At 58.3% G+C, this 25,886-nt stretch carries 23 protein-coding genes, 1 pseudogene and 1 riboswitch; of the genes and pseudogenes, 12 read left to right on the top strand and 12 right to left on the bottom strand.

Going from position 1 to position 25,886, the window contains the following annotated elements:
• Nucleotides 1–17: 17 nt before the first annotated feature.
• Together AC0V6Z_RS07445 and AC0V6Z_RS07440 are read right to left on the bottom strand one after the other, a co-directional pair.
• The gene (locus AC0V6Z_RS07445; protein ID WP_472640699.1) at nucleotides 18–317 is read right to left on the bottom strand and encodes a GIY-YIG nuclease family protein; all 300 of its coding nucleotides are present in this window, start codon (nucleotides 315–317) and stop codon (nucleotides 18–20) included.
• 114 nt (nucleotides 318–431) lie between these two features.
• Nucleotides 432–794, bottom strand: a complete 363-nt coding sequence (locus AC0V6Z_RS07440) for an HPF/RaiA family ribosome-associated protein (protein WP_472640698.1) — start codon at nucleotides 792–794, stop codon at nucleotides 432–434.
• Nucleotides 795–989: 195 nt separating this feature from the next.
• Here AC0V6Z_RS07440 and AC0V6Z_RS07435 point away from each other — a divergent pair, with 195 nt between their 5' ends.
• Nucleotides 990–1,460, top strand: a complete 471-nt coding sequence (locus AC0V6Z_RS07435; protein ID WP_472640697.1) for a YaiI/YqxD family protein — start codon at nucleotides 990–992, stop codon at nucleotides 1,458–1,460.
• Nucleotides 1,461–1,734: 274 nt separating this feature from the next.
• On the opposite strand, the gene AC0V6Z_RS07430 is transcribed toward AC0V6Z_RS07435, so the two are convergent.
• The 3 genes from AC0V6Z_RS07430 to AC0V6Z_RS07420 all read right to left on the bottom strand — a co-directional run bounded on the left by AC0V6Z_RS07430 (nucleotide 1,735) and on the right by AC0V6Z_RS07420 (nucleotide 5,240).
• Nucleotides 1,735–2,238, bottom strand: coding sequence for a RidA family protein (locus tag AC0V6Z_RS07430; RefSeq protein WP_472640696.1), 504 nt, complete (start codon nucleotides 2,236–2,238; stop codon nucleotides 1,735–1,737).
• A gap of 13 nt (nucleotides 2,239–2,251) precedes the next feature.
• A complete protein-coding gene (gene thiC, locus AC0V6Z_RS07425; protein WP_472640871.1) occupies nucleotides 2,252–4,141 on the bottom strand; it encodes a phosphomethylpyrimidine synthase ThiC in 1,890 nt (629 codons plus the stop codon).
• Between the two features lie 48 nt (nucleotides 4,142–4,189).
• Nucleotides 4,190–4,316, bottom strand: a riboswitch (TPP riboswitch).
• A gap of 36 nt (nucleotides 4,317–4,352) precedes the next feature.
• Nucleotides 4,353–5,240 carry a glycoside hydrolase family 5 protein gene (locus tag AC0V6Z_RS07420; RefSeq protein WP_472640695.1) on the bottom strand — a complete coding sequence of 296 codons (888 nt, stop codon included), beginning with the start codon at nucleotides 5,238–5,240 and terminating at the stop codon, nucleotides 4,353–4,355.
• 531 nt (nucleotides 5,241–5,771) lie between these two features.
• On the opposite strand from AC0V6Z_RS07420, the pseudogene AC0V6Z_RS07415 reads away from it, so the two are divergent.
• The 4 genes and pseudogenes from AC0V6Z_RS07415 to AC0V6Z_RS07400 all read left to right on the top strand — a co-directional run.
• Nucleotides 5,772–6,212 (top strand): annotated as a pseudogene (locus AC0V6Z_RS07415) (hypothetical protein); the annotation flags it as partial.
• A gap of 301 nt (nucleotides 6,213–6,513) precedes the next feature.
• Complete coding sequence (locus tag AC0V6Z_RS07410) at nucleotides 6,514–7,155, top strand: methyl-accepting chemotaxis protein (RefSeq protein WP_472640694.1); 642 nt, start codon at nucleotides 6,514–6,516, stop codon at nucleotides 7,153–7,155.
• 127 nt (nucleotides 7,156–7,282) lie between these two features.
• Nucleotides 7,283–7,801: a hypothetical protein gene (locus tag AC0V6Z_RS07405; protein WP_472640693.1), complete on the top strand. Its 519-nt coding sequence runs from the start codon at nucleotides 7,283–7,285 to the stop codon at nucleotides 7,799–7,801.
• 10 nt (nucleotides 7,802–7,811) lie between these two features.
• Entirely contained in the window at nucleotides 7,812–8,339 is a 528-nt protein-coding gene (locus AC0V6Z_RS07400; RefSeq protein ID WP_472640692.1) for a hypothetical protein, read from the top strand.
• A gap of 81 nt (nucleotides 8,340–8,420) precedes the next feature.
• On the opposite strand, the gene AC0V6Z_RS07395 is transcribed toward AC0V6Z_RS07400, so the two are convergent.
• Together AC0V6Z_RS07395 and AC0V6Z_RS07390 are read right to left on the bottom strand one after the other, a co-directional pair.
• Complete coding sequence (locus AC0V6Z_RS07395; protein WP_472640691.1) at nucleotides 8,421–9,020, bottom strand: thiamine biosynthesis protein ThiC; 600 nt, start codon at nucleotides 9,018–9,020, stop codon at nucleotides 8,421–8,423.
• 114 nt (nucleotides 9,021–9,134) lie between these two features.
• Nucleotides 9,135–9,998, bottom strand: a complete 864-nt coding sequence (locus tag AC0V6Z_RS07390; protein WP_472640690.1) for an MBL fold metallo-hydrolase — start codon at nucleotides 9,996–9,998, stop codon at nucleotides 9,135–9,137.
• A gap of 175 nt (nucleotides 9,999–10,173) precedes the next feature.
• On the opposite strand from AC0V6Z_RS07390, the gene AC0V6Z_RS07385 reads away from it, so the two are divergent.
• Both AC0V6Z_RS07385 and AC0V6Z_RS07380 read left to right on the top strand, forming a co-directional pair.
• Nucleotides 10,174–11,280 carry an NAD(P)H-dependent flavin oxidoreductase gene (locus AC0V6Z_RS07385; RefSeq protein ID WP_472640689.1) on the top strand — a complete coding sequence of 369 codons (1,107 nt, stop codon included), beginning with the start codon at nucleotides 10,174–10,176 and terminating at the stop codon, nucleotides 11,278–11,280.
• Nucleotides 11,281–11,391: 111 nt separating this feature from the next.
• On the top strand, nucleotides 11,392–13,287 hold the full coding sequence (locus AC0V6Z_RS07380; protein ID WP_472640688.1) for a CshA/CshB family fibrillar adhesin-related protein: 1,896 nt from the start codon (nucleotides 11,392–11,394) through the stop codon (nucleotides 13,285–13,287).
• A 16-nt stretch (nucleotides 13,288–13,303) separates the two neighbouring features.
• Here the strand turns inward: AC0V6Z_RS07380 and AC0V6Z_RS07375 are convergent, their stop codons facing one another.
• The 3 genes from AC0V6Z_RS07375 to AC0V6Z_RS07365 all read right to left on the bottom strand — a co-directional run bounded on the left by AC0V6Z_RS07375 (nucleotide 13,304) and on the right by AC0V6Z_RS07365 (nucleotide 17,843).
• Nucleotides 13,304–15,127, bottom strand: a complete 1,824-nt coding sequence (locus AC0V6Z_RS07375) for a DUF885 domain-containing protein (protein ID WP_472640687.1) — start codon at nucleotides 15,125–15,127, stop codon at nucleotides 13,304–13,306.
• Nucleotides 15,128–15,285: 158 nt separating this feature from the next.
• Nucleotides 15,286–16,542, bottom strand: coding sequence for a S41 family peptidase (locus tag AC0V6Z_RS07370; protein WP_472640686.1), 1,257 nt, complete (start codon nucleotides 16,540–16,542; stop codon nucleotides 15,286–15,288).
• A gap of 11 nt (nucleotides 16,543–16,553) precedes the next feature.
• Nucleotides 16,554–17,843, bottom strand: a complete 1,290-nt coding sequence (locus tag AC0V6Z_RS07365) for a metal-dependent hydrolase family protein (protein ID WP_472640870.1) — start codon at nucleotides 17,841–17,843, stop codon at nucleotides 16,554–16,556.
• 155 nt (nucleotides 17,844–17,998) lie between these two features.
• Here AC0V6Z_RS07365 and AC0V6Z_RS07360 point away from each other — a divergent pair, with 155 nt between their 5' ends.
• Nucleotides 17,999–20,071 carry a S9 family peptidase gene (locus AC0V6Z_RS07360; protein WP_472640685.1) on the top strand — a complete coding sequence of 691 codons (2,073 nt, stop codon included), beginning with the start codon at nucleotides 17,999–18,001 and terminating at the stop codon, nucleotides 20,069–20,071.
• A gap of 177 nt (nucleotides 20,072–20,248) precedes the next feature.
• On the opposite strand, the gene AC0V6Z_RS07355 is transcribed toward AC0V6Z_RS07360, so the two are convergent.
• Together AC0V6Z_RS07355 and AC0V6Z_RS07350 are read right to left on the bottom strand one after the other, a co-directional pair.
• Entirely contained in the window at nucleotides 20,249–21,217 is a 969-nt protein-coding gene (locus AC0V6Z_RS07355; protein WP_472640684.1) for a MipA/OmpV family protein, read from the bottom strand.
• Nucleotides 21,218–21,271: 54 nt separating this feature from the next.
• A complete protein-coding gene (locus AC0V6Z_RS07350; RefSeq protein ID WP_472640683.1) occupies nucleotides 21,272–21,865 on the bottom strand; it encodes a DUF2585 family protein in 594 nt (197 codons plus the stop codon).
• Nucleotides 21,866–22,024: 159 nt separating this feature from the next.
• On the opposite strand from AC0V6Z_RS07350, the gene crtY reads away from it, so the two are divergent.
• Genes crtY through AC0V6Z_RS07330 form a run of 4 tightly spaced genes read left to right on the top strand, consistent with a single transcriptional unit; the run spans nucleotide 22,025 to nucleotide 25,837 of the window.
• Nucleotides 22,025–23,245 (top strand): lycopene beta-cyclase CrtY, encoded by a 1,221-nt coding sequence (gene crtY / locus AC0V6Z_RS07345; RefSeq protein ID WP_472640682.1) that lies wholly within the window; start codon nucleotides 22,025–22,027, stop codon nucleotides 23,243–23,245.
• Nucleotides 23,242–24,834 carry a phytoene desaturase gene (locus AC0V6Z_RS07340; RefSeq protein WP_472640681.1) on the top strand — a complete coding sequence of 531 codons (1,593 nt, stop codon included), beginning with the start codon at nucleotides 23,242–23,244 and terminating at the stop codon, nucleotides 24,832–24,834. Before crtY ends, AC0V6Z_RS07340 begins: the two co-directional genes overlap by 4 nt.
• The gene (locus tag AC0V6Z_RS07335) at nucleotides 24,831–25,259 is read left to right on the top strand and encodes a hypothetical protein (protein WP_472640680.1); all 429 of its coding nucleotides are present in this window, start codon (nucleotides 24,831–24,833) and stop codon (nucleotides 25,257–25,259) included. The genes AC0V6Z_RS07340 and AC0V6Z_RS07335 overlap by 4 nt, the downstream gene beginning before the upstream one ends.
• A complete protein-coding gene (locus AC0V6Z_RS07330) occupies nucleotides 25,256–25,837 on the top strand; it encodes an LOG family protein (protein ID WP_472640679.1) in 582 nt (193 codons plus the stop codon). Before AC0V6Z_RS07335 ends, AC0V6Z_RS07330 begins: the two co-directional genes overlap by 4 nt.
• Nucleotides 25,838–25,886 lie beyond the last annotated feature (49 nt).

Genomic DNA, 25,886 nt, shown 5'->3' with positions numbered 1-25,886 from the left:
ATAACAAGCCACAAGCCTCACTCTCGCAAACCCAGCTCCACACTCAGATCAATCCAATCGGGGTTCTCTGCCTCCACCAGATTGATCTTCCATTCTCGGTGCCAATTCTTCAGCTGCTTCTCGCGCGAGATCGCGTCATACATGCTCTCAAACATCTCAATCCCGACGAGACGTTTGCAATTTCGCACTTTGGCAAACCCTTCGAGTGCGCCAGTGCGATGTTGCCACATGCGCTGGGCGAAATTGGAAGTAACGCCGACATAGATGTAGCCACGGCGACCGCTTGCTAAGATATAGACGCAAGGTTGTTTGGCCATATGCCCACCTTCATGCTGAATTCACTCCAGCATAACAAGTGAAGCCTCTCTGAGACGGTTATCCTGAAACAAGTTCAGGATGACGAGTGTGTTTGTTGAGCCAAAACACAAACATCACATCTCTTTATCAGGCCGCGGATCGTGCTTGTGCTTTTCCATCTTGCCCAGCACGCGTTCCAGCCGCTGAGCCATAGTGTTCGCCGCTTTACGAGCCGCCGTGTCCACATCGCCTGCATGTTCGGTGACGCCAATCGGCTTGTCCCCGCGCGGGCGCGCTTCGATCATACAGGCCTTGTCATCATCACCGCCCTTGCGCGCATTGTCATCGCGCACGTGAACCTCCAACCGGGTGAGGCGATTTTCAAACCGGGCAAGCTTGTGACGCACGGCGACCTCGATCCGCTCTGCGACGTTCTCTGTGCCCATAACGCTGCTGTCAGAATTGAACTGGAACTGCATGGTTTCGGTGTTTGGCATCGGGGGCGACGCTCCTCTCTTAGGGGGTTTGTTGTGGTAATGGATATGGGGAGCCGCGCGGGAATTTCGAGGGATTTCCGAGGGGGAGTTTCGAGGCTTGGTCGCGGAGCACGGGTTTTTTGTTTACGCCCTCAGGCGCCGGGCGCTTGAAGCCAAACAAAGACTCTTTCAGATCTTGGCGCTACAACCTCGGCAATGTCTGAAGCACAAACCCCCATCACAATCCTGGTCGATGCCGATGCCTGTCCGGTGAAGGACGAGGTCTACCGCGTCGCAGAGCGGTTTAAGGCGCAGGTGCGCATCGTCAGCAATTCGCCATTCCGCATCCCCGATCACCCACGCATAAAGCGCATCGTTGTCGACGATGGCTTTGACGCAGCAGATGACTGGATTGCGGAAAATGCGGACCCGCGAAGCGTGGTGATCACTGCCGACATTTTGCTTGCCGAGCGGTGCCTAAAGGCGGGCGCGGCGGTGCTGGCGCACAATGGCAAACCATTCGATGCGGCCAGCATCGGCAGCGCAATAGCGACCCGCGCAATTATGGAAGACCTGCGCGCCGGGATGGACGGCATCGGCGGCGGCCCACCGCCATTCTCAAAGGCCGACCGCTCGCGTTTCCTACAGGAGCTGGACCGAGTGCTGGTAAAACTGGGGCGGGGTTAGAAGAAGGCTTGGACTTCCTCCCGCATCGCCATGCTGAACTCACTTTAGCCGGACAAGTAATGCTGGCTCGATAGAGTTATCCTGAAACAAGTTCAGGATGACGAAGCCGGGACGATACCATCACTCTCACCCTGCTTGGCATCGAAATTGGCACAGCGCCAAGTGGCATGCTCGAGCTTCGAAACGGCACCCGATTTCTTACAGAAACCAGACGTTTCTCGGCTCACGCCTCCGACAAGTACAGCTTCTATCCCACGCGCTTATTCTTGAAGCCTCACCCCTGCGGATTCCACGCCATACATTCCACCTCGACCAACGCGCCAGCGGCCAGTCCCTTTACCGCCATAGCGGAACGCGCGGGATAACGGCTCGGATCGAAATAGGTCTTATAGACCGCGTTAAACGCGCCAAAGTCGCTCATATCCGCCAGCCAGACGGTACACTTGAATAGCGCGTCATGGGTGAGATTATATTCCGCCAAAGTTTCGCCAATCCGATCCATTGTTCGGCGGGTTTCTGGTTCGATGCCGCCGCTCACGATGCCGCTCCCGTCTTTGGCGAGGCCAAGCTGTCCTGACAGATAAAGGATATCGCCCACCTGCACTGCTTCGGAGAGGGGGAAACGATCATCACCCAGCGGACGGAATTGCGGTGCAGCGGGCGCTGCATAAGGGGCCGTTTGAGCACTCGTGCGGCCATCAACCGGCGCATATGTTGAGCTGCACCCCGCACAGAGAACACCCAAAGCCACAGCGGCAATTGATAGTTTATCGTTCATGACACAACCTCCTTCATTCGTCCGGCAAATACAGCTTCTGCCCCATATCCCTATATTTCTCGCTCATTTCTTCCATGCCTTTAAGCGCAGCCTGCTTGCTGGCCTCTGCGGTGTCTGCGCCCAGCTTCTCCGCTGCGAGGAACGTCTCGGGGCTTTCATTCTGCTTTGCGGCGAAATCGCGCACTTCCTGGCTAATCTGCATCGAGCAGAATTTTGGCCCGCACATGGAGCAGAAATGCGCCGTCTTCGCGCCCTCTGCTGGCAGGGTTTGATCATGATATTGCTCTGCCGTTTCCGGGTCGAGCGACAGGTTGAACTGGTCCCTCCAGCGGAATTCAAAGCGCGCCTTTGACAGGGCATCATCGCGCACCTTCGCCGCCGGGTGCCCCTTTGCAAGGTCGGCAGCGTGCGCGGCGAGCTTATAGGTCACAACGCCGACTTTCACATCGTCGCGGTCGGGCAGGCCAAGGTGCTCCTTCGGCGTGACGTAGCAAAGCATCGCCGTGCCGTACCAGCCGATCTGCGCCGCGCCGATGCCGCTGGTGATGTGGTCATATCCCGGCGCGATATCGGTGACGAGCGGGCCGAGGGTGTAGAACGGCGCCTCGCCGCAAACCTGTAGCTGCTTTTCCATGTTCTCTTTGATCTTGTGCATGGGCACGTGGCCCGGCCCCTCGATCATCACCTGCACGTCATGCTTCCACGCGCGGTGGGTCAACTCGCCCAGGGTGTAAAGCTCGGCAAATTGCGCCTCGTCATTGGCGTCCGCGATGGAGCCGGGGCGCAGGCCATCGCCGAGGGAATAGGCGATGTCATAGGCCTTCATGATCTCGGTGATGTCGTCGAAATGCTCGTAGAGGAAGCTTTCCTTGTGATGCGCGAGGCACCATTTCGCCATGATAGAGCCGCCGCGCGACACGATGCCGGTCACGCGGTTTGCGGCCATCGGCACATAGGCCAGGCGCACGCCAGCGTGGATCGTGAAATAGTCAACGCCTTGCTCGGCCTGCTCGATCAGAGTGTCGCGGAAGATGTCCCAGGTGAGGTCTTCTGCGACGCCCCCAACTTTCTCCAGCGCCTGATAAATTGGCACGGTGCCAACCGGCACGGCGGAGTTGCGGATGATCCATTCGCGGGTGTCGTGAATGTTCCGCCCCGTGGACAGATCCATGATCGTATCCGCACCCCAGCGGGTGGCCCACACCATCTTATCGACTTCATTGGCGACGTCTGAGGCGACGGCGGAATTGCCGATATTGGCGTTGATCTTAACCAGGAAATTGCGCCCAATCGCCATCGGCTCGGTTTCCGGATGGTTGATATTGTTCGGAATGATCGCACGGCCACGGGCGACCTCATCGCGCACGAATTCCGGCGTGATCACGGTTGGAATTTCCGCGCCCCAGCTCTCACCATCGCGGACCAGATCAGCGGCAATCTCGCGGCCCAGATTCTCCCGCTCGGCGACGTATTCCATCTCCGGCGTGATGATGCCTTTGCGGGCATAGTGCATCTGGCTGACGTTCTGGCCTGCCTTCGCGCGCAGCGGACGCTTCACCGCGTTCGGGAATTGCGGAACGCCGCCACTGCGGTCCGGGCCGAGTTGGCCGTTATCCTCTGGCTTTACCTCGCGCGCGTCATATTCCTCAACATCGCCGCGCGCCATGATCCAGTCACGGCGTTTCGCAGCGAGGCCAGCGTTGATGTCGATGTTGATGTTCGTATCGGTGTAAGGGCCGGAGGTGTCATAGACGCGCACTGGCGCCTCGCCGCCCTCCAGATCAATCTCACGCATGGCGACTTGAATGCCGCTACCGGTGCGTGCGCCGATATGAACCTTGCGGCTGCCACGGATGGGACCGGTGGTTACGCCGATTTCGACCGGTGAGTTGATGTCTGCCATGGCTGCGAAGTCTCCAAGAATGGCGGATGGGACTTCGGACAATGCCTTAGACATAAGACCAGCCCGCTCCCTCCGCCGATGTTAATCGGTTCAGGTTCAACGGGTCGAGCGCTGCGATGCGCCCCTCTCAGCCTGCGCCTGATAATCAGACTCGCTGGCTCCCCGGGGATGCGATCACGATTAGTGTACGCGGGCGCCTGCGTCCAGTGCGCTAAAGGCCGATGGCGTTTAGCATCTCGGTATCCCATGCCCCGCCCAGAGCATCTTCGCGGAAGTTGAACGAACTGATGTATCCCCAGACACAGCCATCGACATCCGCCGCGCGGAACGCATCGGTCACGGTCTGATAATAAAGCGCGCGATTGGCCGAGGGGATGGTTTGGATCGCGCCATATTCACCCATGAACACAGGGCGGCCCGTACGGGTCATAAAGTCTTGCACCTTCGCAACACTGTTATCGACATCGCCTAAATCTTGCGGGGTGCCGAACACGCGGCCGAACGGAGGCGGACTGGCCAGAAAACTTGCGCCCTGGTGCGTAAAGTCAAACGGATCGTAATAGTGGAATGTGGCGATCAGATAGGGATCATCAGGCAATGGCAGAGTGGCCAACGAATTGATCCCGCTGAAGTTCTCGCCGCCAATCACCACCGGGCGAGTTGGGTTTGTGGCGCGCACATTGGCCAGCGCGGGTTCCAAGATCGAGAGCAGATTGGCATCGGTAAGCTGATTGTGCGGCTCATTCAGCAGCTCGAACCAAACCATGTCATCGGCATTTTGAAAACGCTCGGCAATCTGCAACCAGAAGGCAGCGAAACGATCCCTATGGCCGTCAGGATCGACGAAGATCTCATCATAATGATGGACATTCAGTATAACACGCAGATCAGATGCGCGGGCCAGAGTAACGACCTCTTCCACCCGGTCCATCCAGGCTGCATCTATCGTATAGGGTGCCGTTGCCGGCGCATGGGTCGACCAGCGCACAGGAATGCGCACGGTTTCAAAGCCCTGGGCTTTGATTTGCGCAAAGTCGTCATTGGCAATCGGGCGGCCCCAACTGCCTTCGGTGGGATTGCCTTCCAACTGGTTCGACATGTTGATGCATGCGCCAATCCGCGCGTCAGACTGCGTCAATTGGGAACCAGGGCTCGGGGGCACAGGTGTTGCTGTGGGCGTCGGTGTTGGCGTTGGCGTTGGCGTGGGTGTCGGGGCTGGCTGCGTAACGGCCGGTCCATTGCTGCTGCCACCGGAACCTTCGCCGCACCCTGTAAGACCTGTCACCATGGCCACGACCGCAAGCGCGGCTCCGCTATGCCAGTGTCTGCGCCAACCCGATGCTAAACTCATCATCGTTTCTCCCCTACCTTACGCTGCCAAGGTCGTCATTTTTAAGGGGATTCTTCAAGTTAGATGCGGCCACTGCTGCGACATAGCAGGCGAAGCGAACACCCACTTCCAACCGAATTGGCCGCGCGCGGTTAGCGATTGCGCATTTCCGTCCCAGAACAAATCCATGATCGGCAGCATTGCAGCCGTACAATGACGTGCAAGAAAATCTAAACGCCCTTTTCACGAGAAATTAGGGCTTTTTGGTTACACCATCGTTCTCAAAGGGACGCAATTGTCATGAATTTCTCGCAAGATTTTCTATCGGAAGATCATCAGCACCCGCTGCAAGAGGTGCGATCATCGGACGTCGATGCAGATTACTCACCGCCTGACGACGCCGGCGCCAACGCGATGGCACGCCGTGTCAATGCGATGCGCATGACTGCAAAGATGGGGCTGTATAACGACAGCCTGCTAATAATACTTGCGGTAATATTAGTTAGCAATGCCGCATCATTGTTTATGGGTAACTGGAGTTGGATCCCAACCCTTGTTGCAATTATTATCGGCGTTTTGGGCCTCAGTTGGGTTGCTCTGGCAAAACGCGGCATGACACGCGACTTGATTGATCCGATCAGCACAATCGCAAGCGAAATGAGCAGGCTTTCAAGCGGCGCGCGCGATATCGAGATTTCAGGCCAAGCCCGGCAGGATGAAATTGGCGATTTGGCGCGTTCTCTCGACGCGTTCAAAACAGCCTATACGCATTTGGATCAATTGGTAATTGAACGTGATATTGCCGATAAACTGCGGCTGGAAACCGAAGACAATCAGCGCCAAGAATTCCTGAGACTGGCCGAGCAATTTGAAGAGATGGTTGGTGAAGTCACAAGCAACGTCGCCACGGCCGCATCACAGCTAAACTCAAGAGCGCACGACCTTGCCGGTTCCGCACACCTTTCTTCAGAAAAGGCACAAATGGTGGTGGATGCAATGACCCGCGCATCAAACGGCGTTGCTTCTGCCGCTGCGGCCTCAGATGAGTTTGCCCTTTCGATCGACGAAATCAGCGCGGCAGGCGGCACGCTCCGAGGAATTGGCCCGAAATGCATCACGCGCTGCAGAGGGAACCGACAAGACGATTTCGACCCTCTCCAGCGAAGCAGAGCAAGTTACTCAGGTGGTCGAGCTGATCCAATCGATCGCCAACCGCACCAATCTGCTTGCACTCAACGCCTCCATCGAGGCCGCACGTGGCGGTGAAGCGGGACGCGGTTTTGCAGTTGTGGCCTCAGAAGTAAAAGAACTCGCCAATCAGACCAGCACAGCGACCAGCGAAGTGTCAGCTCAGATCGAAACCATGCAAGGTTCGACCAGTGCAGGTGTCTCCGAACTACAAGCGATTGCCGAACGCGTCCGTGAGCTTGAGACGACATCGACTTCGATTGCTGCTGCGGTTGATCAGCAATCTGTCGCTGGCAAAGACTTGGCGCATAGCATTGATCTGTCCGCGCGAGGGACAGAGGATGTGACCGTCCATACGGCAGAAATGCTGGAACAGGCGAGCAAAGTCGGGGCAGTGGCAGATGAGTTGTTAGGCTCTGCGACAGACCTTGAAAGTCAGGCAAAACGTCTGACAGATCAGGCCAGATCTTTCCTGGAACGCATCCGTAAAGACTAGCACAAACATGATCTGGCCGCGTGTTAATCGCCGGCTCTTCCCCCTTCTAGCGATAAAGATAATCTATCGCTCAGCTTTATCGGCAAATTGCTGTATGCTATTTTCAGCGCGGCGCCTGGCGCCGCCCATGAAGCATGAAGAGGATACGGTTTTGATCAGATTTCCAGCCTCACTCGCTGTTTTAGTGGTATCGCTTGCGATGCCAGCCACCGCTGAAAACCCGGCAAACACAAACACGGCCGTCGCCCCAGCCGCGCAAACGCAGACCGCCCGCGCTGGCAGCTATTGGGTGCTGAATGAAGCACGCACCACCGATGAAGGCACGACACCAGCCAGCTACACAAAGGTCGAAAACCTCTGCATCACCCAGGATGGCAAACGTTTTTTTGGCATTCAGCCAGCCTCAGGCGGAGAACCAGCAATCGCGCGGACTGAAGACGGCCCGGTGCCCATAACCCTGGCCCCTGTCGATGCAAGCGCGAGCAAGCGGCACTATCGGATCAGCAATCCTGACAATACCGAAGAATATCTGATGATGAATTTTATCGCTCACGGCGCGCGCGAGATGGAATTGCCCAGCGCAACGGCTCAGCCTGCTCAGCATCTCGGGAGAAGAGGATTTTCAGGTCGACTGCATCGACAATGATACAATTGTAATGGTGGCTACCTTTGGAACCGAAGCCATCACTGTTCTTATCGAAGATGGCGAATTGGTGCTCAGAGAGACGCCAGACGGCAGGCAAAACACGTTTGAAGCGCGCGGTGGGTTGCTCGCCCAAGACGGCAATTTTGAAGAGCTGCATTTCGTAAAAGGCGGCGACCGCATTACAATCGATCTTAGTAGAGACGGGCAAGCCGATGGTTTCGGAGTGACAGCCTCGGGCAGCGACGATGCCAGTATTACCCAGCCGCAGGCCTACTTTATCGCCGATCCCGAAATTCTAAGCGCCTTTGCCTCTCAATCTGCAAAGGACCTTGGGCTGTTGGTTAGCCGCCTCACCGTCTGCAATCACTTTGCAGGCGAAGCGAGCGAGAATGCCGAGCGCAACGCGCAGATTGCGGAGAAAATCACCCAATATCGCTGTATGGAGCTGCCAGCGGAATATGACACCGCCTTGGCCGCGCAGGAAAGCGGCAGCGATCTGCACAGCTATCTGACCGCGCACAGCCCCAGCTGGAGATAGGGCGCAGCTCTGCAAGCCTTGGCAAGCTCCCCCCGCGTTAAGCCATTTAAGCTAAACGCAGGGGCGCCATGGCGGACAAAATCAGTCTTCTTTGACGGCGCTCGACAGGCAAAATGCAAGCAGCAATGTTGCAAGAACGCCGGTGCCACCTGCCAGCGGCAATTCGCCAGAGAAGCCGCGACCCAGGGCCATTGAAAGCGTGTTAGCGATCAGCGCGGCCGCGCCAATAGCAGCGGTGAGACCGCCCAACGCCTTTGCGCCGTCATTCATCTTGGCCATGCCAAACACAATCGCCGCAAGCGCCAGCAAGACCTTGGCCGCATTGTAAACCATGAAAGAGAAGGCCACGACCGCGCCCGCCGCCGGAGCGAGCGCTTCGGATGCTTCCGCAGCTTCGCGGAAGGGGCCAAACATCGTTAGACCGACACCAACCTGAACGACGTTGAGCACCGCGCTAAATGCGATCGCCGACCAGCCAAGATGGAGGTTTTTGGCCTGAACCATCGCGGATCCAGCAAAGGCCGCGAGCAGCACGAAGATCAACCCTTCCAGACCCCACAGCAGCTGGCGCGGAACATCAACCTCAGCGATATAAAGCCCGGTGTAGAGCGCCTGTGTCACAGCCGCCAAGAGTAACAGTAAGGCCGTGATCTGCACGGTGCGTGACAATGTGAAATTCATTGAAAGTCCCCTTGATTCTTGTCTAAATACCGGTTCGCGAAGTTGGTAGCGTCAGTTACACATTTGCCAGAAATCGCCGAGCTTATACCGCGCTAGCCAGCGAATAAATAGCAATTAGGGCAGCTCTTTGATCGGCAATTCCTCACCCACCTTGGTGAAGTAATCCCATTCGCTGCTCGTCAAAAATGCAGGCGTTTCAGCAGGCACATGCACGCCAACGGCTTCCTCTGCGTTAAGCGTTCGATCAATCAACAGTCCTGCATCATCCTGTTGGAAGAACCAGAACGGCACCATCACCAAATTCGTCCGCGCGCAGCAAAAGAACTTTGAATTCATCGTGAAATGCTGCGCGGCGGGATCGGCATCGCCCATATGCATCACGCGAATAGGCGCTCCAGCGGCATTGGTCGCGGAGACCCGGAAGGTGATATTGTGCACCTCGCTATGCCGCTCTGGCCAGCCTGCGTGCGGCGTGCGCAGAGCCTCCACCACCGCCCCTGCGACCTCGATCTGTTCGGCTGCCTCACCATTGCTCAGCTCAACGCCAGTGATCCGCTCGGCAAAGCCATCCTGCCACATCGCATGGCCCTGCATCGCCTCTTTAGCCTGGGCGGGTGCGATCAATTGCACACCCGGCTGCGCCGCCATCATGCGGTTGAGATATTCGGCAGAGAAATGGTCGCCATGCGCGTGGCTGACGAAGACTGCATCGACATTATCATACGGCGCGCTGCCATTGATAATCGCCTCGATCAGGGGTTCACCCATTTCAGCCAGCGATCCAAAATGGTTGTCATACAATGGGTCGAACAGAAACTTCGCCCCGCCCATTCTGGCGCTGACCCCGGCGTTGAGGATCGAGGTGACACTGCCTTCACCGCTGCTCTCAACAGCCGGAACCTCAGAAGCTGGCGCGGCAGAGCATCCCGCCAGCGTAAGCGCTCCAAAAGCCGCTGCAATTATCGCGCGGTAAGCCATGCCCAATTCCTCTTCCATCCATGCATTTGCACGCTAAGGTTAGGCCTCAATCCGCAGCAGGTCCAGTCAGCGCGTGGCAAGCTTGGCAGAACACAGCCTTGACCACACGCGCCGCGCGCCGCAATCCTGAACCGACATCGCAACCCTTACGAAAGACCCGATAATGCCATTTCGCATGACAGATATGGTGGGATGTGAATTCCCGCTCTTTGCCTTTTCGCATTGCCGCGATGTGGTCGCCGCGGTCAGCCGCGCGGGCGGATTTGGCGTGCTCGGCGCGGTCAGCTTCACCCCGGAGCAGCTCGAAACAGAACTCAAATGGATCGATGACAATGTCGAGGGCAAACCATACGGCATCGACGTGCTGATCCCAGAGGTGCAGGCGGTCGATCATTCGGTGAGCGCGGATGATATCGTCGCCGCGATCCCAGCGGAATATCGCGATATGACCGCCACCATTCTACGCGAGGCAGGCGTCAGCCTGGATGGCACAGCGCCATTGGGCGGCAGCCAGGCACCCAACACCTCGCTGGGTCAGGAATTGCTGGAGGTCAGCTTCAACCACCCGGTCCGCCTGATCGCCAATGCGCTGGGCACGGCCCCGCCCGCGATGATCGAAGCGGGGAAGAAACACGGCATTCCGGTGGCGGCATTGGTCGGGGCAAAAGAGCACGCGATGAAGCAAATCGAGGCGGGCGTTGATCTGATCATTGCCCAAGGTAGCGAAGGCGGCGGGCATTGCGGCGAGGTTAGCACAATCGTGCTGGTGCCCGAGGTGATCGAAGCGATTGACCGGGCAGGCGCGGACATTCCCGTGCTTGCAGCGGGCGGAATCATGAACGGGCGGCAAATGGCCGGGATGATGGCGATGGGCGCGGCGGGCGCATGGTGCGGCAGCGTGTGGCTCGCCACAGGGGAGGCCGAGACGCATGAGGTTTTCCGCGAGAAGATGATCGCCGCCTCCAGCCGCGACACCATACGTTCCAAACACCGCACGGGTAAATTCAGCCGCCAGCTGCGATCTGGCTGGCACGCGCGCTGGGAAGAGGCTGGCCTGCCTGCCCTGCCCATGCCGCTTATGATGTTACTGTCTGAGCCGGTGCTGCGCGCGATCGACAACGCCGCAGTGAACGGCAATGAAGACGCGCGCGCGCTATGCTCTTACTTTGTCGGTCAGGGCGTTGGCCTCGTCACAGAGGTACGAAGCGCAGGCGGTGTGGTGCAGGATTTCAAACAGGAATTCGCTAGCGGCTATGAGACGCTCGCCAGCGCGCTCGAATAGGCATTAGGCAAAACTGCCTCCCAACCAATCGCAACCATGAAAACTGGTTAACCATAATCTAACCCGGCTGCAGTATTTCTACCTATGAAAAGAAAGGGGGAACTGCAGCGCGTGGCCACTTTGGCGCGACCATTTCTGCTGATCATCCAGCTGGCAGTTTTGCTGCTTGCTGCGATCCTGCTCGCGCCCAGCGCAAGCGCACAATCGAGCAGCTGCGGCGCGGCCACAAGCCAAGGCACCGCACCTGCCTCGTGGCGAACCTATTGCTGGATAGATATGGACGGCTATGACGATACCGTCGCGCGATCCGCCGCAGGTCAAACCTTCGCCGTTGGCCTGTCCGACGGATCAGTCCTCAATTTCACCTTGCGCACCACCAGCAGCGCCGCGACCGGGGCGGACCCGCGCGCCGCGCCAAGCTGGACCGGAGCAGCCGTGGGCAATACGGCGTTTTTGGGTATTCCCGGGCGTCCAATCCTCTACATGGCGAACAGCGGTTCAACGGTCAGGTTCGACTTTAGCAATATCAGCATCACGCCGCCGCCGGGGGTTGCGACCGTCACGACTTATGCCTTTGTGGTGGCCGATGCAGAATCCACCGACAATGCCGAATATCTGGAATACACCACTGATGGCGGTGCGTGGGAACTGCTCGATGACGTGCCTCCGATCAGCGGCACACAAATGCCGGGCGCTGCTGGCGTTGGAACAAGCACATTCCGCAGCGACGGCTTAGGTCAGAGCGGCCGCGTGGGCGCCTATATTGTCGGGTCGAACACACCCACAAACGTGTCTGCTGAAATGAACGGTGCGGGCCTGCAGGGGATCATGTTCGCAGTCCGCTTTGCCTCGATCAGCCTGGACAAGGTGATCGGCGGCACCCGGCTGGACCCTGCTGATCAGTTTGATTTCATGATCAGCTCAACCTCTTCAGGGGCCATCTTTGCCACTGGATCGACCAGCGGCAGCGGGCTTGGTCCCTTTGATGCCGCTGTTCTAACCACGGCATCAGGCATCCCGCTGACGATCAGCGAACAAATGGCCGCTGGCAGCACCAGCGCGATCACCAGCTATAGTTCCGAACTAACCTGCACCAACGGAAACAGCGGTTCGTCCACGCCCTTGCCTGCGGGTGTGCAGACGGCAAGCTTCAACTTTGGTCCCTTGCAATTTGGCGATGCAATCGAATGCCGCTTCACCAATACGCCGTTGCCACATGTTACCTATCGGAAAGAGCTTGGCGCAGGCGGACGGATTTTCGACACCGACCAATTCCGGCTGCGCACGCGCGATCTCACCACAGGCACAAATCTGGTACAAATCGACACCGAGGGCACTGGCTCGGCATTCACAGTGGATGGTGCAGGCCCGATTGAAGTGACAGCAGGAAATACCATCCGCCTGGTTGAATTTGCGCGGGGGTCAACGGTCATTTCGCGCTACACCTCAGGCACGGTGTGCACGAACACCAACTCCAGCTCGTCCACCAGTCTGCCAACAGGAGGCAGGCGGGTCGACCTCATCCCGCAACTGGGCGATGTTATTACCTGTGTGGTCACCAACACACGGGGGCCGCCGGACGCGATTATTGTGGTCGACAAAGCGTCCGCGATTATCACGAATGATGCCGAGACAAGCGATTTTAAGGCTATCCCGGGCGCCCTGATCGAATACACTATCAGCGTGCGCAACGAAGGGGATGCCCCGGTCGATGCAAACACGCTCGATATGATCGATCTTGTGCCAGCCGATATGGCTTATGGTGCCGCATTTGGCGTGTCCTTTACCGAAGCCACCACCGCTAGCGGGCTAGACACCTTCAATGCCTCGACGATGGTTGGATTTTCCGATCAACCCGGCGGGGCCGCCCCGTTCGGCTATTCACCGATAGGCACATTTGATCCGGATGTGAGTGCAATTCAAATCCAGCCAACCGGGCAATTGGCCGCATCTGACGGGACCAACCACCCCGGCTTCACGATCACCTACCGGATGCAAATCGAATAGAGCTGCACAAGGTGTCTTAACCGCCCTTTTGCGCCGCGATCCAGCGGTCAATCTTGGCCTCCAAGACGGCCAGCGGAAGCCCGCCAGTGTTCAGCACCTGAGCGTGGAATTCCTTGATGTCGAAGTCACCAGCGAGCTGTTCCTCAGCCCGCGCGCGCAGCTCCTGAATTTTGAGCGCGCCGATCTTGTAAGCCAAGGCTTGCGACGGAATGGCGATGTAGCGCTCAACCTCGGAGACCACTTCGGTCCGCGTCATGCCAGAATTTTCCAGCATGAACTCGATCGCCTGCTCACGGCTCCATCCCTTTGCGTGAAGGCCGGTGTCAACCACCAGACGCATCGCGCGCAGCTGCTCATCCTGCAACGTGCCATAGCGGTTCCATGGGTCTTCGAAAAAGCCCATTTCATAGCCCAAGGTCTCGGCATAGAGCGCCCAGCCCTCAACAAACGCGGTCGTTCCGCCAAACCGCATAAAGGCGGGCAACGCCTCATTTTCCTGGGCCAGGCTGATCTGGAAGTGGTGGCCCGGTGCGCCCTCGTGCAGGTACAGCGTCATATTGCCGGTCGTAAGGCGGCTCGGCAGGTCATAGGCGTTGAAATAGAATGTACCTGGGCGCGATCCATCGGGAGTGCCCGATTGGTAAGAACCGCCCGCGCTGAACTGCTCAATCGAGGGATCATACGGCTCGATCCGAAGCTCTGATTTCGGCAGCAGCGAGAAATATTCGCCGATCTTCTTATCGACCTCTTTGCCCAGATCGTAATAGCTCTGGGTCAGCGCCTCGCGGCTTTTCGGTTTGAACTGCTCATCGGTTCGAACATAGTCGAAAAATTCGTTGAGCGTACCTTCAAACCCAACCTCGGCCTGCACCTTTTCCAGATCCGATTTGACCCGCGCGACCTCTTTGAGGCCAAGCTCATGGATCGTGTTCGCATCAAGCGGCAGCGTAGTCGTACCCTCGATCAGCTGGGCGTAAAGCTCCTCGCCGCCCTTCATCTGGCTGAGCCCGACACTGTCACGAGCAACGGCCAGATATTCATCGCGCAGGAAGTCCCGCATCCGCGTATGCGCGGCGTAGATCTCCTGGGTCTTCGCTTCGTAAGCAGCGGTCAGGCGCGCTTTGTCTTCCTCAGAGAAGTCCTCCGGAAAATTCTTCACTGGACCCATAAATTGCGACTCAGCAACGGGAATGGCGATCTGAGTGTCGAGCTGAGAAATGACATTGCCAATCGTCAGCTTCGTTTCAAACACGCCGCTTTCCATGCCTTCGCGAAATTTCTCAATCGCCCGGTCAGTGATCGCAATGTAATCATCATGGCGCGACAGATTATCTTCGTAATTGGCGAGCGTTCGGAACGGGGCAGCGCCCGTACCGCTGGCAAAGTTGGGATAGAAGGTATGAAAACCGCTGAAATGGTTGACCGGGCGCACTTCGGTAAGCGCACGAATGCGGTCTGTGCTGGCCTTCAGCGATTGCTCCTGATTGTACTTGAACACATCATAGGCGAGCCGATCGGTGGCGGAGAGCCGTGACCGGTCGATCTGCGCCAGCAGCGCCATGTTCAATTGCGTGTCTGTACGGCCTGCCAGGAACTGCGCATCGGTTAGGAAATCACCGAGTTTGCCCGCGTCCTTGTCATCCCCGCGAAACAGGCGCGACAGGGGGTTGAGGGCCAATTGGCGCCGGTCAGAATCGGCGAATAACGCAAACAGCTTCTCTTGCTCAGACTGAGGCTGCTCAGCGACGGCCTCTGCCGCTCCGCTATGATTATCAGCCAGAGCTGGTGCAGCCGGTAAGGCGAAAGCTGTCGCAGCGAGAAGTGCAGCGCGAATATGCATGATGCGTAAGTCCCATTAACCAAATTTGATTGCCGGTGAGCGCTAAGGAATTTGTCACGACTCGGCAAGAACAAGCCCGATGGGTGCGCAAGACGTTTCGATGAGCGCCTTGTTACTTTTGGTCGAGCGGATGCTCGGTTCAACTGTTGTCTGAGCGCCTATTTGAAGCGGCCAGCAAGATAGACGAGCGCCTGCGCCAACGCTGGATCTCCGCCATCGCGGCCTGTGTCGCCCGACGCCATCTGCTCGGCGGGAACCCAGTCTTCGCGCGGTGTCCCATCGACCGACAACAGCTTGTCCCATGCAAAGTCCAACGACATGCAATTATTGTCCACCCGGCTGCGGTTCAAAGTTCCCAGCAAGTCCGCAAGCGGGGTACCAATCGTGTGCGCACCGATCGCGGTGTCAAACGCCATCGCTAAGGCTTCACCCACGCTGCCTGTCCAGCGTCCAGCGAGGACAACCACTGGTTTTTCAAAAGTGGTGCCGCGCGGGAAAACATATTCCATATGCTGGCGGCGAACCCCGAATTGCATCTCCTCTGAGATAATCCGGTGCGCCTGATAGGGGGACGATTCAGAGATGAAATGCCCCATAATCGCGCGCGCAACAGTGGTGTTGCCGCCGCCCGGCGTATCTCTGAAATCCAAAATGATGGCGCGGGCGTCAGCCCGCTGTTTCATCAACGCATCAAATTCAGCAATCAGTGCATTATTGCCGAGCGAATTGTTGAATCGGATCCGCGTGATCCCCTCGTGATCGATAACCTGCATCGTGCCGGATGGCCGATCGCCGAATGATTGCTGGGCCGGTGGCAGCTCGATCTGGCGCTGCTGCGTACCATCAGTAAACACAAACTGGCGCGCCTGGTTGAGGCGTCCGGTTAGCACAACATTCACGCCATACTCGATCTGCTCATCGCTCGGCTGCGGTGCAACCGGCTTGAGCGCGGCCCTGGCGAGGTCTTCAATCGGCGCACCATCCATCGACAGCACTTCCCAGCCGGGTCGAATGCCGCGCGCCCGCGCCTCGCTCAATTGCTTTACGTCGGAGACAATCCAGCGCCCCTCTTTGCGCTCAATCCAGAAATCTGACGAGGATGGAATCCACGCACGCTCCGGCCCTACGCTGGGGCGAATGTGAAAATGCCCGTCACGAAAGGCATAACCAAGCGCTTCGGTCACACTGCCCAGTTCCGCAAGACTAGTGGCCTGGGCAGCGCTGACACGAAAGGCCGCAAACAACGCGTCGATATCCTCCACACGGTCGGTGTAGGCATAGTCGCGGCGGATGCGCCCTTCGATTTCGGCCAAGGCCGCTGGTGAATTGGCCCAGGCGGCGCACAATTCCTCATCTTGCTGCGCCTGTGCTGGCACCGCAAAGACAAGCCCGAGCGCGGCCACTGACGCGCGCATTGCTGCTCTCATCAATCGATGACCCGCCCGCGGACCATCACGAAATCGACATCCTCCAGCACGCTGACATCAGCCAGCGGATTGCCATCGACGGCAATAATGTCGGCTGAGAAGCCCGGCGCGATCCGGCCGATTTCATTCTCTAGGCCCAGCACTTCTGCCGCGACCGTGGTGGCCGACGCCAGCACTGCTCGGTTTGACATGCCGCCGCTGCGCATCAAGGCGAGTTCGCCCGCGTTCTGACCATGCGGGAAGACACCCGCATCCGTGCCAAACGCGATTTTCACGCCGTATTCACTGGCGCGCTCCACAATCGAGCCAGCAATCTCGCTCACGGCGACAATTTTCTCTTCTACCACTGGGGTATAGACCCCTTTGCCCAGATTATTCTTCACCCCTTGGAACGCCATCAGAGTGGGAACCAGCGTGGTGCCATTCGCCTTCATCGCGTCCGCTGCGGCTTTGTCGATATAGGTGCCATGCTCAATCGTGTGCACACCGGCGCGCGCCGCCGCCTCGATCCCGCGCGCACCATGCGCGTGCGCGGCGACTTTCAGACCGAGCGTTTCCGCTGTGTCGACAATCGACTTCATTTCAGCGTCAGTAAAGTGCGCCTCTAGGCCCCGGCCCTGCTGGCTGAGCACGCCGCCAGTGGCCGTAATCTTGATCAGGTCGGCGCCATATTTGGATGCTTCACGCACCTTTTGCGAGCACTCGACCGCCCCGGTGCAGGTAAAGCCAGAATCCAGCACATCGTTCACATGCTTGTGAAAGCCGTTGGTGTCGCCGTGCCCGCCAACAATGCTGATCGTGCGGGCGGAGGTGACGACACGCGGACCCGCCACAATACCCTCTGCCGTGGCGCGGCGCAGCATTTGCGTGACTTGATCTGTCCGCGAGCCAAGATCACGCACGGTGGTGAACCCAGCCAGAGCGGTGATGCGAGCGTTCTTCGCCGCGATCAGCGTGTAATATTCTGGCGGCGTGGTGGCCGCGCGCCAGAACTCGCCGCTGGGATCGCCGGACAAATGCGTGTGCAGATCGATCATACCGGGCAGCACGGTTTTGTCCGAGAGGTCGATTACCCGGTCGGCCTTGATTGGTCCTGGGGGTGCGGGGGCCGTATCAACCGCGACCAGACGCCCATCTTCAATGTAGATGACCGCCGGTCCTGTCGGTTCGCTATCCGCATCAACAATCACAGATCCTGCGCGGATCGCAATCGTTTCAGCCGCCGCAGGCGCGCTCAGCAGTGTCACAGCAGCCATCGCGGGAACCGCGAGCTTAGATAGCAATTTCATCATTGAACCTCTCTTACGTTTTGGCCCTGATAGGCCCGGTTTAAGCCGCGCCGCAAGCCCACCAGATAAGATATGAATGCGCTCATCATTTGCCAAAGGCGAGTTGAACGTTATGACAGGCGCGTAATAATCCACCCACAGGGGACAATTTTCCTATGAACCGGCTTTCCGTAATTTCCGCCACATTGTTCGCATCCGTCTCGCTGACTGCGGCCGCCCATGCCCGCCCGATGACGCCTGAAGACGTTGCCAAGCTGGAAAGCGTCGGCGCGGTGGCCGTCTCGCCCGATGGAGAGCGCATTGCCTTCACGACCTCTAGCCTGCCGGATGTGACCGAGGGCGAGAAGGACGGATCGTTCACGCAGGAATTGAAAGTGGCAAGCGCACCGGGCGATGCACGCGCTTATCTGCCCGATGATGTCTCGCCGGGCGGCGTCGCGTTTTCGCCAGACGGCCAGATGGTCAGCTTCCTATGGACGAAGAAGGACGAGAAACGCGCCGTTTGGGGCGTTCCAGTGGACGGCGGCACCTATAAGAAGCTCGCCGAAGTCGAAGATGCAAACGTCCGCAGCTACCGCTGGAGCGATGATGGCAGAACCTTGTTCCTGCTCGCCAATGCTGAAGAAGACAAGCAGCGCACCAAGCAGCGCAAGGCTGGCTTTAACGCGCGAGTTTACGAAGAAGAATTCAGGCCAGCACGCATGTTCGCCGCTAAAGTCGGCGATGAAGTAGACGAAGAACCGCGCGAGATTGCTTTGCCCGGTTTCGTTAGCGCATTCGACATTGCGCCCGGTAATGCATTCGGCATCGTCGAAACCGCACCGACCCCGCTGGTCGATGATAGCCTCACCAGCAAGCGTGTGAACATCATTGATCTGAACACCGGCAATGTTCGCGCAGTCGTAGAAACACCGGGCAAGATCGACGATGTCGAAATTTCCCCAGATGGCAAACAGCTTGCGCTGATCGCGGGCGTCGATATGAACGATCCGGCGGCAACCACGCTGCATCTCGTCGACACCGCCACCGGCGCGTACCGCGCGCTCAACGCGGGCGCTGAAGAAGCCGCCGTCGACGCGGAATGGCTTGCCAATGGCCGCCTTGCCACCGTCATTCACACCGGTGCGCAAAGCGTGCTGCGGATTTACAATTCGAACGGCAAGATTTCAGGCGAGATTGATCCGGGCGAATTGATCCTGACACGGGTTGAGGCCGCTGGCGGACAGATGGTTGTCGCTGCGAACAGCCCCAAGCACCCGAATGAAGTGTTCGCCGTAAACGGCAGCACCTTCACCCGCTGGACCACCCACAACCCATGGCTGGCCGATATCTCCTTCGGTAATCAGCGTACCTACACCTATACCGCGCGCGATGGTCAAGAGATCGAAGGCGTGCTGATTGAACCGGTTGGCGGCGCTCCAGAAGGCGGTGCGCCGACCATCATGAATATTCATGGCGGGCCGGAAGCACACGAAAGCAATGGCTGGCAAACCGGCTATTCGAAGCCGGGCCAAATGGCCGCAGCCAAAGGCTATGCCGTGTTCCTGCCGAATTATCGCGGGTCAACAGGATATGGCACTACTTTTTCTAAGCAGCATCAGGGCAATTACACCGATCCAGAGTTCACCGACATCGTTGATGCGAAACGCGCGCTGGTCGCAGAAGGCATCACCGATGCAGACCGCACCGGCATCACCGGCGGATCATACGGCGGCTATGCCAGCGCATGGGGCGCAACCGCGCATTCAGCGGAATATGCCGCCAGCGTGATGTTCGTCGGCATCTCCAACCAGGTCAGCAAATTTGGCACCGGCGACATCCCTTATGAGATGTACAATGTGCACAGCCGCAAATGGCCATGGGATGATTGGCAGGCGATGCTGGAGGTTTCCCCGATCTTCCACGTCGACAAGGCAGAGACGCCAATCCTGATCATGCACGGCGACAGCGACACCCGCGTTGATCCGGGCCAGTCGTTTGAGCTTTATCGCTCGTTGAAAATCCGCAAGCCAGAGACGCCCGTGCGCTTTGTGCTGTATCCTGGCGAAGGGCACGGCAATCGCCGCGCAGGCAGCCGCTATGATTACAGCCTGCGGATGCTCGAATGGTTCGACACCTATTTGATGACGGGCGATCGCAAGGCGGCGCTGCCTGCCGCGCGTCCACAATTGGCCGAAGGCGCCAAAGGCGCGAGCGCCGATGATGTGGACGACGACAGCGAAGATTGATTTGGTTCGTCAGCACTACAAATAGAAAAGGGCTGCCCTAACGGCGGCCCTTTTTATGTTTGACAGTCGATGGACCAATCGGTCGCGCAGCGACCGCAAGGCCAAGTGGCCGCCCACAGCGGTGCGGACTTGTCCGCAAACCGCGAGGATACCGCACGCTGGATAGCGTGCGAAAGACTAAAACGTGTATCCCACGCCCGCGCCAACCAGGAATTGATCCGCGTTGCCGCGGACAGACGTAAACGGCGTATCGGCGGCATCACCGACCAAGCGGCTGTAGCCGCCAATCCCATAAATATTCAGGCCACCGTTCAAAGCGTTGCCATCCAAATCAAAGGTGACAATCGCCGTCAGGCCAAGGCTGTTTAGCCCGCCATCCGCAGTGAATTCTGCCAGGCCGCTGTCCGCACTCTGTTGAGGCGTGACGGTGTAGTAATAATCGGCGAAGCTATCATCGACAAAGCTCGCACTGGCGCTGACCTGCACCACAGCTCCGCGTCCAACTGGGGTGAAATAGCCGACACTGGGCTCGATCAGCATGCCGTCATGCGCGCCCAATATGTCCCATCGCACCTGCGTCGACAAAGTAACCGCATCGAAGCCTCCCAACACGCCGGGGATACGCACACCGCCTTGCACGCCGATCTCAAACGCGGTGTCTAAGTCTTCGGTCAGCGCAACCACAGGATCTTCGATATCGCCATCCCGGTCATTGCGCAGGCGGAAGGCCGGGCCGAAGGAAACGCTTGTCTCAGACGGTCCTGCGCTGGGCGGCTGCGATAGCACATCAAGCGCGAAACCGGGTCCGTTGGGGCTGATCCCGATCCCGCCAACGCGGCCAACGATCAGCGGCAACGGAAAGACGTTGTAGTCATCCGACCCGGAATAGCTCGGCACCAATCCCGCGCCGATGCCAATCGTCACCCAGGTTTCATCAAAGACGTTTTCGCCGTTCAAAACACCGGGAGGCGGGCCTCCAGCCCCGCTTGGCGGACCTTGCCGCTCTGAAGGCTGAGCTTGGCCGCCAACAGGATCGCGCTCGCTCGGCTGAGATGCATCCCCCTCACTATTGCCGTTTGCATAGGCAGGCGTGCTGCACAGGCCAGCGGCGGCGACCAGCGCCCACGCAATTGTTTTTCGTGACATTTGAAGCTCCGTTTCAGCCATTCAACCGACCGTCCTTGGGTCAGTTCCCAAGGCTCAGGCGGAACCTGCCGCTTGCCACTCAGCAATTGCCTCAACCGGGAACAACAGCATGATGACATTCAGCGTCAGATTGTCGCGCACCACATAGGCAGCGAGTATCTCCATGATGACCGCCAATATGACGGTCACCCTCACGGGTAGCTTAAGCGCGAGGTAAAAGCCGAAGCTCATCCAGCCGATGTCTGCGAAGGAATTGAGCACGCTGTCACCAGAATAGCCCCAATTGGCCGTGACCGAGCGAAACCGAGCAATCACCATCGGGGTGTTTTCTAGCACTTCCCAAGCTGCCTCAAGAAACACCGCGAGCGGCAACCCCCAACGCACGGCATTTTTGCCGCCCAGGCCCAATTTGCTGAAAAGCAGCCAACCAAACCCATAGAAAATCATTCCGTGGATGATGTGGCTGGGCGTGTACCAATCGGAGATGTGCTGGCTGTTGCCAGAGGAATTGATGTCCCCGTGCCACAACTTGATATCACCGCATTCGCAGATTGGCGGGCGATCCATCGCCAGCAGGATTACGATTGTCGCAATCGTAATGCCGATAGAGACGAACACAGTGGTGCGGTTGGGAATGAGTTTTTCCATCACACCTGAGTGTGAATCAGCGCGCGCGCACTTGCAAGCAAAGATCACCGCAAGCGCCCATAATCACAGCGGAAAGAACAGGGCAGCCGCACGGCATTATACCTGCTATTACAACGCGCCATTGCCGATCCCTCACGCTTTCCCTAGGGCGAGGTCAGGATGAGCGGAAACATAATCGATGTGGCCATTGTTGGCGGCGGATTAGCTGGCGGATTGATTGCGCTGGCGCTTTTCCGCGAACGGCCCGAACTGCGCTTATCCATCATCGAGAACGGCAAAAGCTTTGGCGGCAATCACCGCTGGAGCTGGTTCAACAGCGACCTGTCAGAGACAGGCCGAGAGCTGCTCGCCGCCTTCCGTCAGACCGAATGGGACAGCGGTTATGACGTCGCGTTCCCGAAATATCGCCGCACTCTGAGAACCGGTTATCGTTCTATGGCCAGCGGCGATTTTCACGAAGGTCTCGTGCGGCTGCTGCCGGAGGGGGCACTGCGCCTAGGCTGCGCGGCAAAGGCAATCGACGCGCGCGGTGTGACCTTGGCGGATGGGGAGCGGATCAATGCCCGCGCCGTCATCGATTGCCGCAGCTTTTCACCCAGCTCGCATTTACGCGGGGGCTGGCAGATTTTCATGGGCCGCCAGATGCGGCTGGACGCGGCACATGGGCTGGAACGCCCGGTGATCATGGACGCCGCCGTTGATCAGCTTGCCCCGCAAGGCAATGGCGGGGCCTACCGCTTCGTCTACACATTGCCGCTGGGCGCGCATGACGTGTTTGTCGAGGATACCTATTACGCCGACGAGCCAGAGATGGACCGCGGCGCGCTATCCTCTCGCATTGATGCCTACGCCCGCCAGAATGGCTGGGATGACGGCGCGATTGTTGGCAGTGAAGCAGGATTGCTGCCCGTTCTGACCGGCGGCAATTTCGCTGCTTATCAAGCCGAAATGCGCATTCCCGGCGTAGCCATTGTCGGCGCGCGCGGCGGCTTCGTCCACCCGCTCACCAGCTATACCATGGCGATCGCGGTCGATAACGCCCTCACCATTGCCGCAGAGGCCGACCTAGCAGGGGCGCAGCTAGCCGCCCTGTTTGAAACACGGGCTGCGCGGCACTGGCGTAAGACTAGATATTACCGGACGCTCGCGCGCATGCTGTTCTTCGCGGCAAAGCCGCACCGCCGGGTCGACATATTTCAGCGCTTTTACACCCTTCGCGAAGGCCTGATTGAACGATTCTATGCCGCGCGCTCCACCCGGCGCGATAAACTGCGCGTCCTTTGGGGCAGGCCGCCCGTAGCTATTCCGCGTGCACTCGCCGCGATGATCAAAAGCGGCCAGCCGCTGACAACCAAAACTCAATCGGAGAAGCCGGTATGAATGCCCCCGAGTCGCAGACCGCCAAGCTCGACCTCGGCTCTCCGCCTGCGTCTGGCCAACAGGGTATCAACCCGGCCTTGGCAGAAACCTATGAGGGGCGCACCGCCTGCATTGTTGGTGCGGGGTTTGGCGGCATGGCACTGGCCATACGGCTGCAATCGGCCGGGATCGCGACCACCGTGGTCGAAGCGCGCGACAAGCCCGGTGGCCGTGCATACTTCTGGGAAAAGGATGGCTTCACATTTGATGCTGGCCCCACCGTCATCACCGATCCGCCGTGTCTTGAGGAGCTGTGGCAACTAACCGGGCACGACATCTCTGAAGACGTTGAACTGATGAAGGTCATGCCGTTTTACCGGCTAAATTGGCCCGACGGCACAAATTTCGATTACTCGAACGACGAGGCGGAACTCAACGCCGAAATCGCCAAGCTCGATCCCGATGATGTGGTCGGCTATGCACGTTTTCTGGAGTATTCCGCAGGCGTGCATGAGGAAGGCTATCTCAAGCTAGGTCATAAGCCATTCCTCGATTTCAAAAGCATGCTGAAAGCCGCCCCGGCGCTGGTCAAGAAACAGGCCTGGCGCAGCGTCTATTCCATGGTCTCCAGCTATGTGAAGAATGAGAAACTGCGCCAAGCCTTATCGTTCCACTCGCTGCTGGTTGGCGGCAATCCGATGAACACCAGCGCGATCTATGCGCTCATTCACAAGCTGGAAAAAGACGGCGGCGTGTGGTGGGCGCGCGGCGGCACCAATCGCCTGATCGCGGGCATGATCCGCCATTTTGAGCGGCTGGGCGGGACAATGCGCGTTGGCGACGGCGTGAAACAGATTCACACGATCGGCAATCGCGCCACCGAGGTGGAGACCGAGAGCGGCTGGAAACAGCGCTTCGATGCGGTCGCTTCCAACGCAGACATCATGCATTCCTACCGCGACTTGCTGTCGAGCTCACCGCGCGGACCACAGGCGGCAAAGTCACTGTCCCGCAAGAGTTTCAGCCCGTCGCTGTTCGTGGTGCATTTCGGGCTGGAGGGCGCATGGCCGGGCATCCCGCATCACATGATCCTGTTCGGTCCGCGCTATAAGGGCCTGCTGGACGACATCTACAAAAACGGCGTGCTGCCGCAGGATTTCAGCATCTATCTGCACCATCCGACCGTCACCGATCCGAGCATGGCGCCCAAGGGCAAGAGCACGTTTTACGCGCTTGTGCCCGTCGCCCATATGGGCAAAATGCCGATTAATTGGGATGTCGAAGGGCCCAAGCTGGAAAAGGCCATCCTCGATGAGGTTGGCCGCCGCCTGATCCCAGACATCCACGACCGGATCGTGACCAAGTTCAGCTATGCCCCGAAGGACTTCAAGCAAGATCTCAATGCGCATTTGGGCAGCGCCTTCAGCCTTGAACCCGTCCTATGGCAGAGCGCTTATCTGCGCGGCCACAATCGCGATGATGTGATCGACAATTTCTACCTCGTTGGCGCAGGCACCCACCCGGGTGCAGGCATCCCCGGCGTGGTCGGCAGCGCAAAAGCCACCGCAGGCTTGATGCTGGAGGATTTGGCGGCCAAAGCGACCGCATGATTCTAAGTCTACTCCTTGCTGCATCTGGACCCGCAGACTTCAATGCTTCGTTTTTTGTCGACGATCCCCATACTCATGAATGGGAATTTCTAGGCGAAGAGGAATCCGGCAAGGTTTGGTGGGATCGCCATGCAATTGGCAATACTGTGATTGAGGATCAAGACTATCCCACGGTCTTGCTGCGAGTCATTGCAAATAAAGATCACTGGATGAGTCAGCTCTTTGTTTATCAAGACATCATTACAGCGGTTGATTGCGACAACAGTCAGGTAGCTGAGATTGATGAAATCAGGAATGGTCAGCGCGTTGATGACCCTTGGGCTGATGTGCGAGAGGCGCCTAAATTCGGTCCGTTGCCCGATCCAGAAAAGGCCGAAGTTAAATCCATGATGCAGGCTGTATGCGGCGAGGATTGGTCCTCATGAAACGCCTCGCCGTCTATTGCGGATCGGCCACTCCCGAAGACCCGCGCTATATCGAACTCGCCCGCGAAGTAGGGGCTGGCCTTGCGGAGCGGGGCATTGGAGTCGTCTATGGCGGCGGGCGGCTGGGCCTGATGGGCGCTGTGGCGAACGGCGCGAAGGACGCGGGCGGCGAAGTGATCGGCGTGATCCCAGAGGCGCTGGTCAATTCCGAGGTTGCCAATCACAATTGCGACGAGCTGATCACCGTTACAGGCATGCATGAGCGCAAACAGCGTTTCACCGATCTATCCGATGGCTTTGTGACCATCCCCGGCGGGGTCGGCACGATGGACGAGCTGTGGGAGGCGATGAGCTGGGCCCAGCTTGGCTACCACTCCGACCCTGTGGGCCTGCTCAACGCCTTTGGCTTTTACGATGATCTGATCGCATTCAACGCCAAAATGGCGGATGTCGGCTTTGTCCGCCAGGCCCATCAAAACATCCTGATCCACGCAGACACCATGCCTGATCTGTTGGACAAAATGGCCGCTTACCAGCCGCATACGCCGATCTTTCGGATGAAGGCGTCTGATCTTTGATGATTCCTTGCCAGCCCGCGCCTTCCACCCTTCCACCCGGATGGTATCC

This window comes from Erythrobacter sp. SN6-5 (assembly GCF_057364945.1).
The sequence above is the reverse complement of the archived record's forward strand: the minus strand, read 5'-3'. Positions and strand labels throughout refer to the sequence as shown.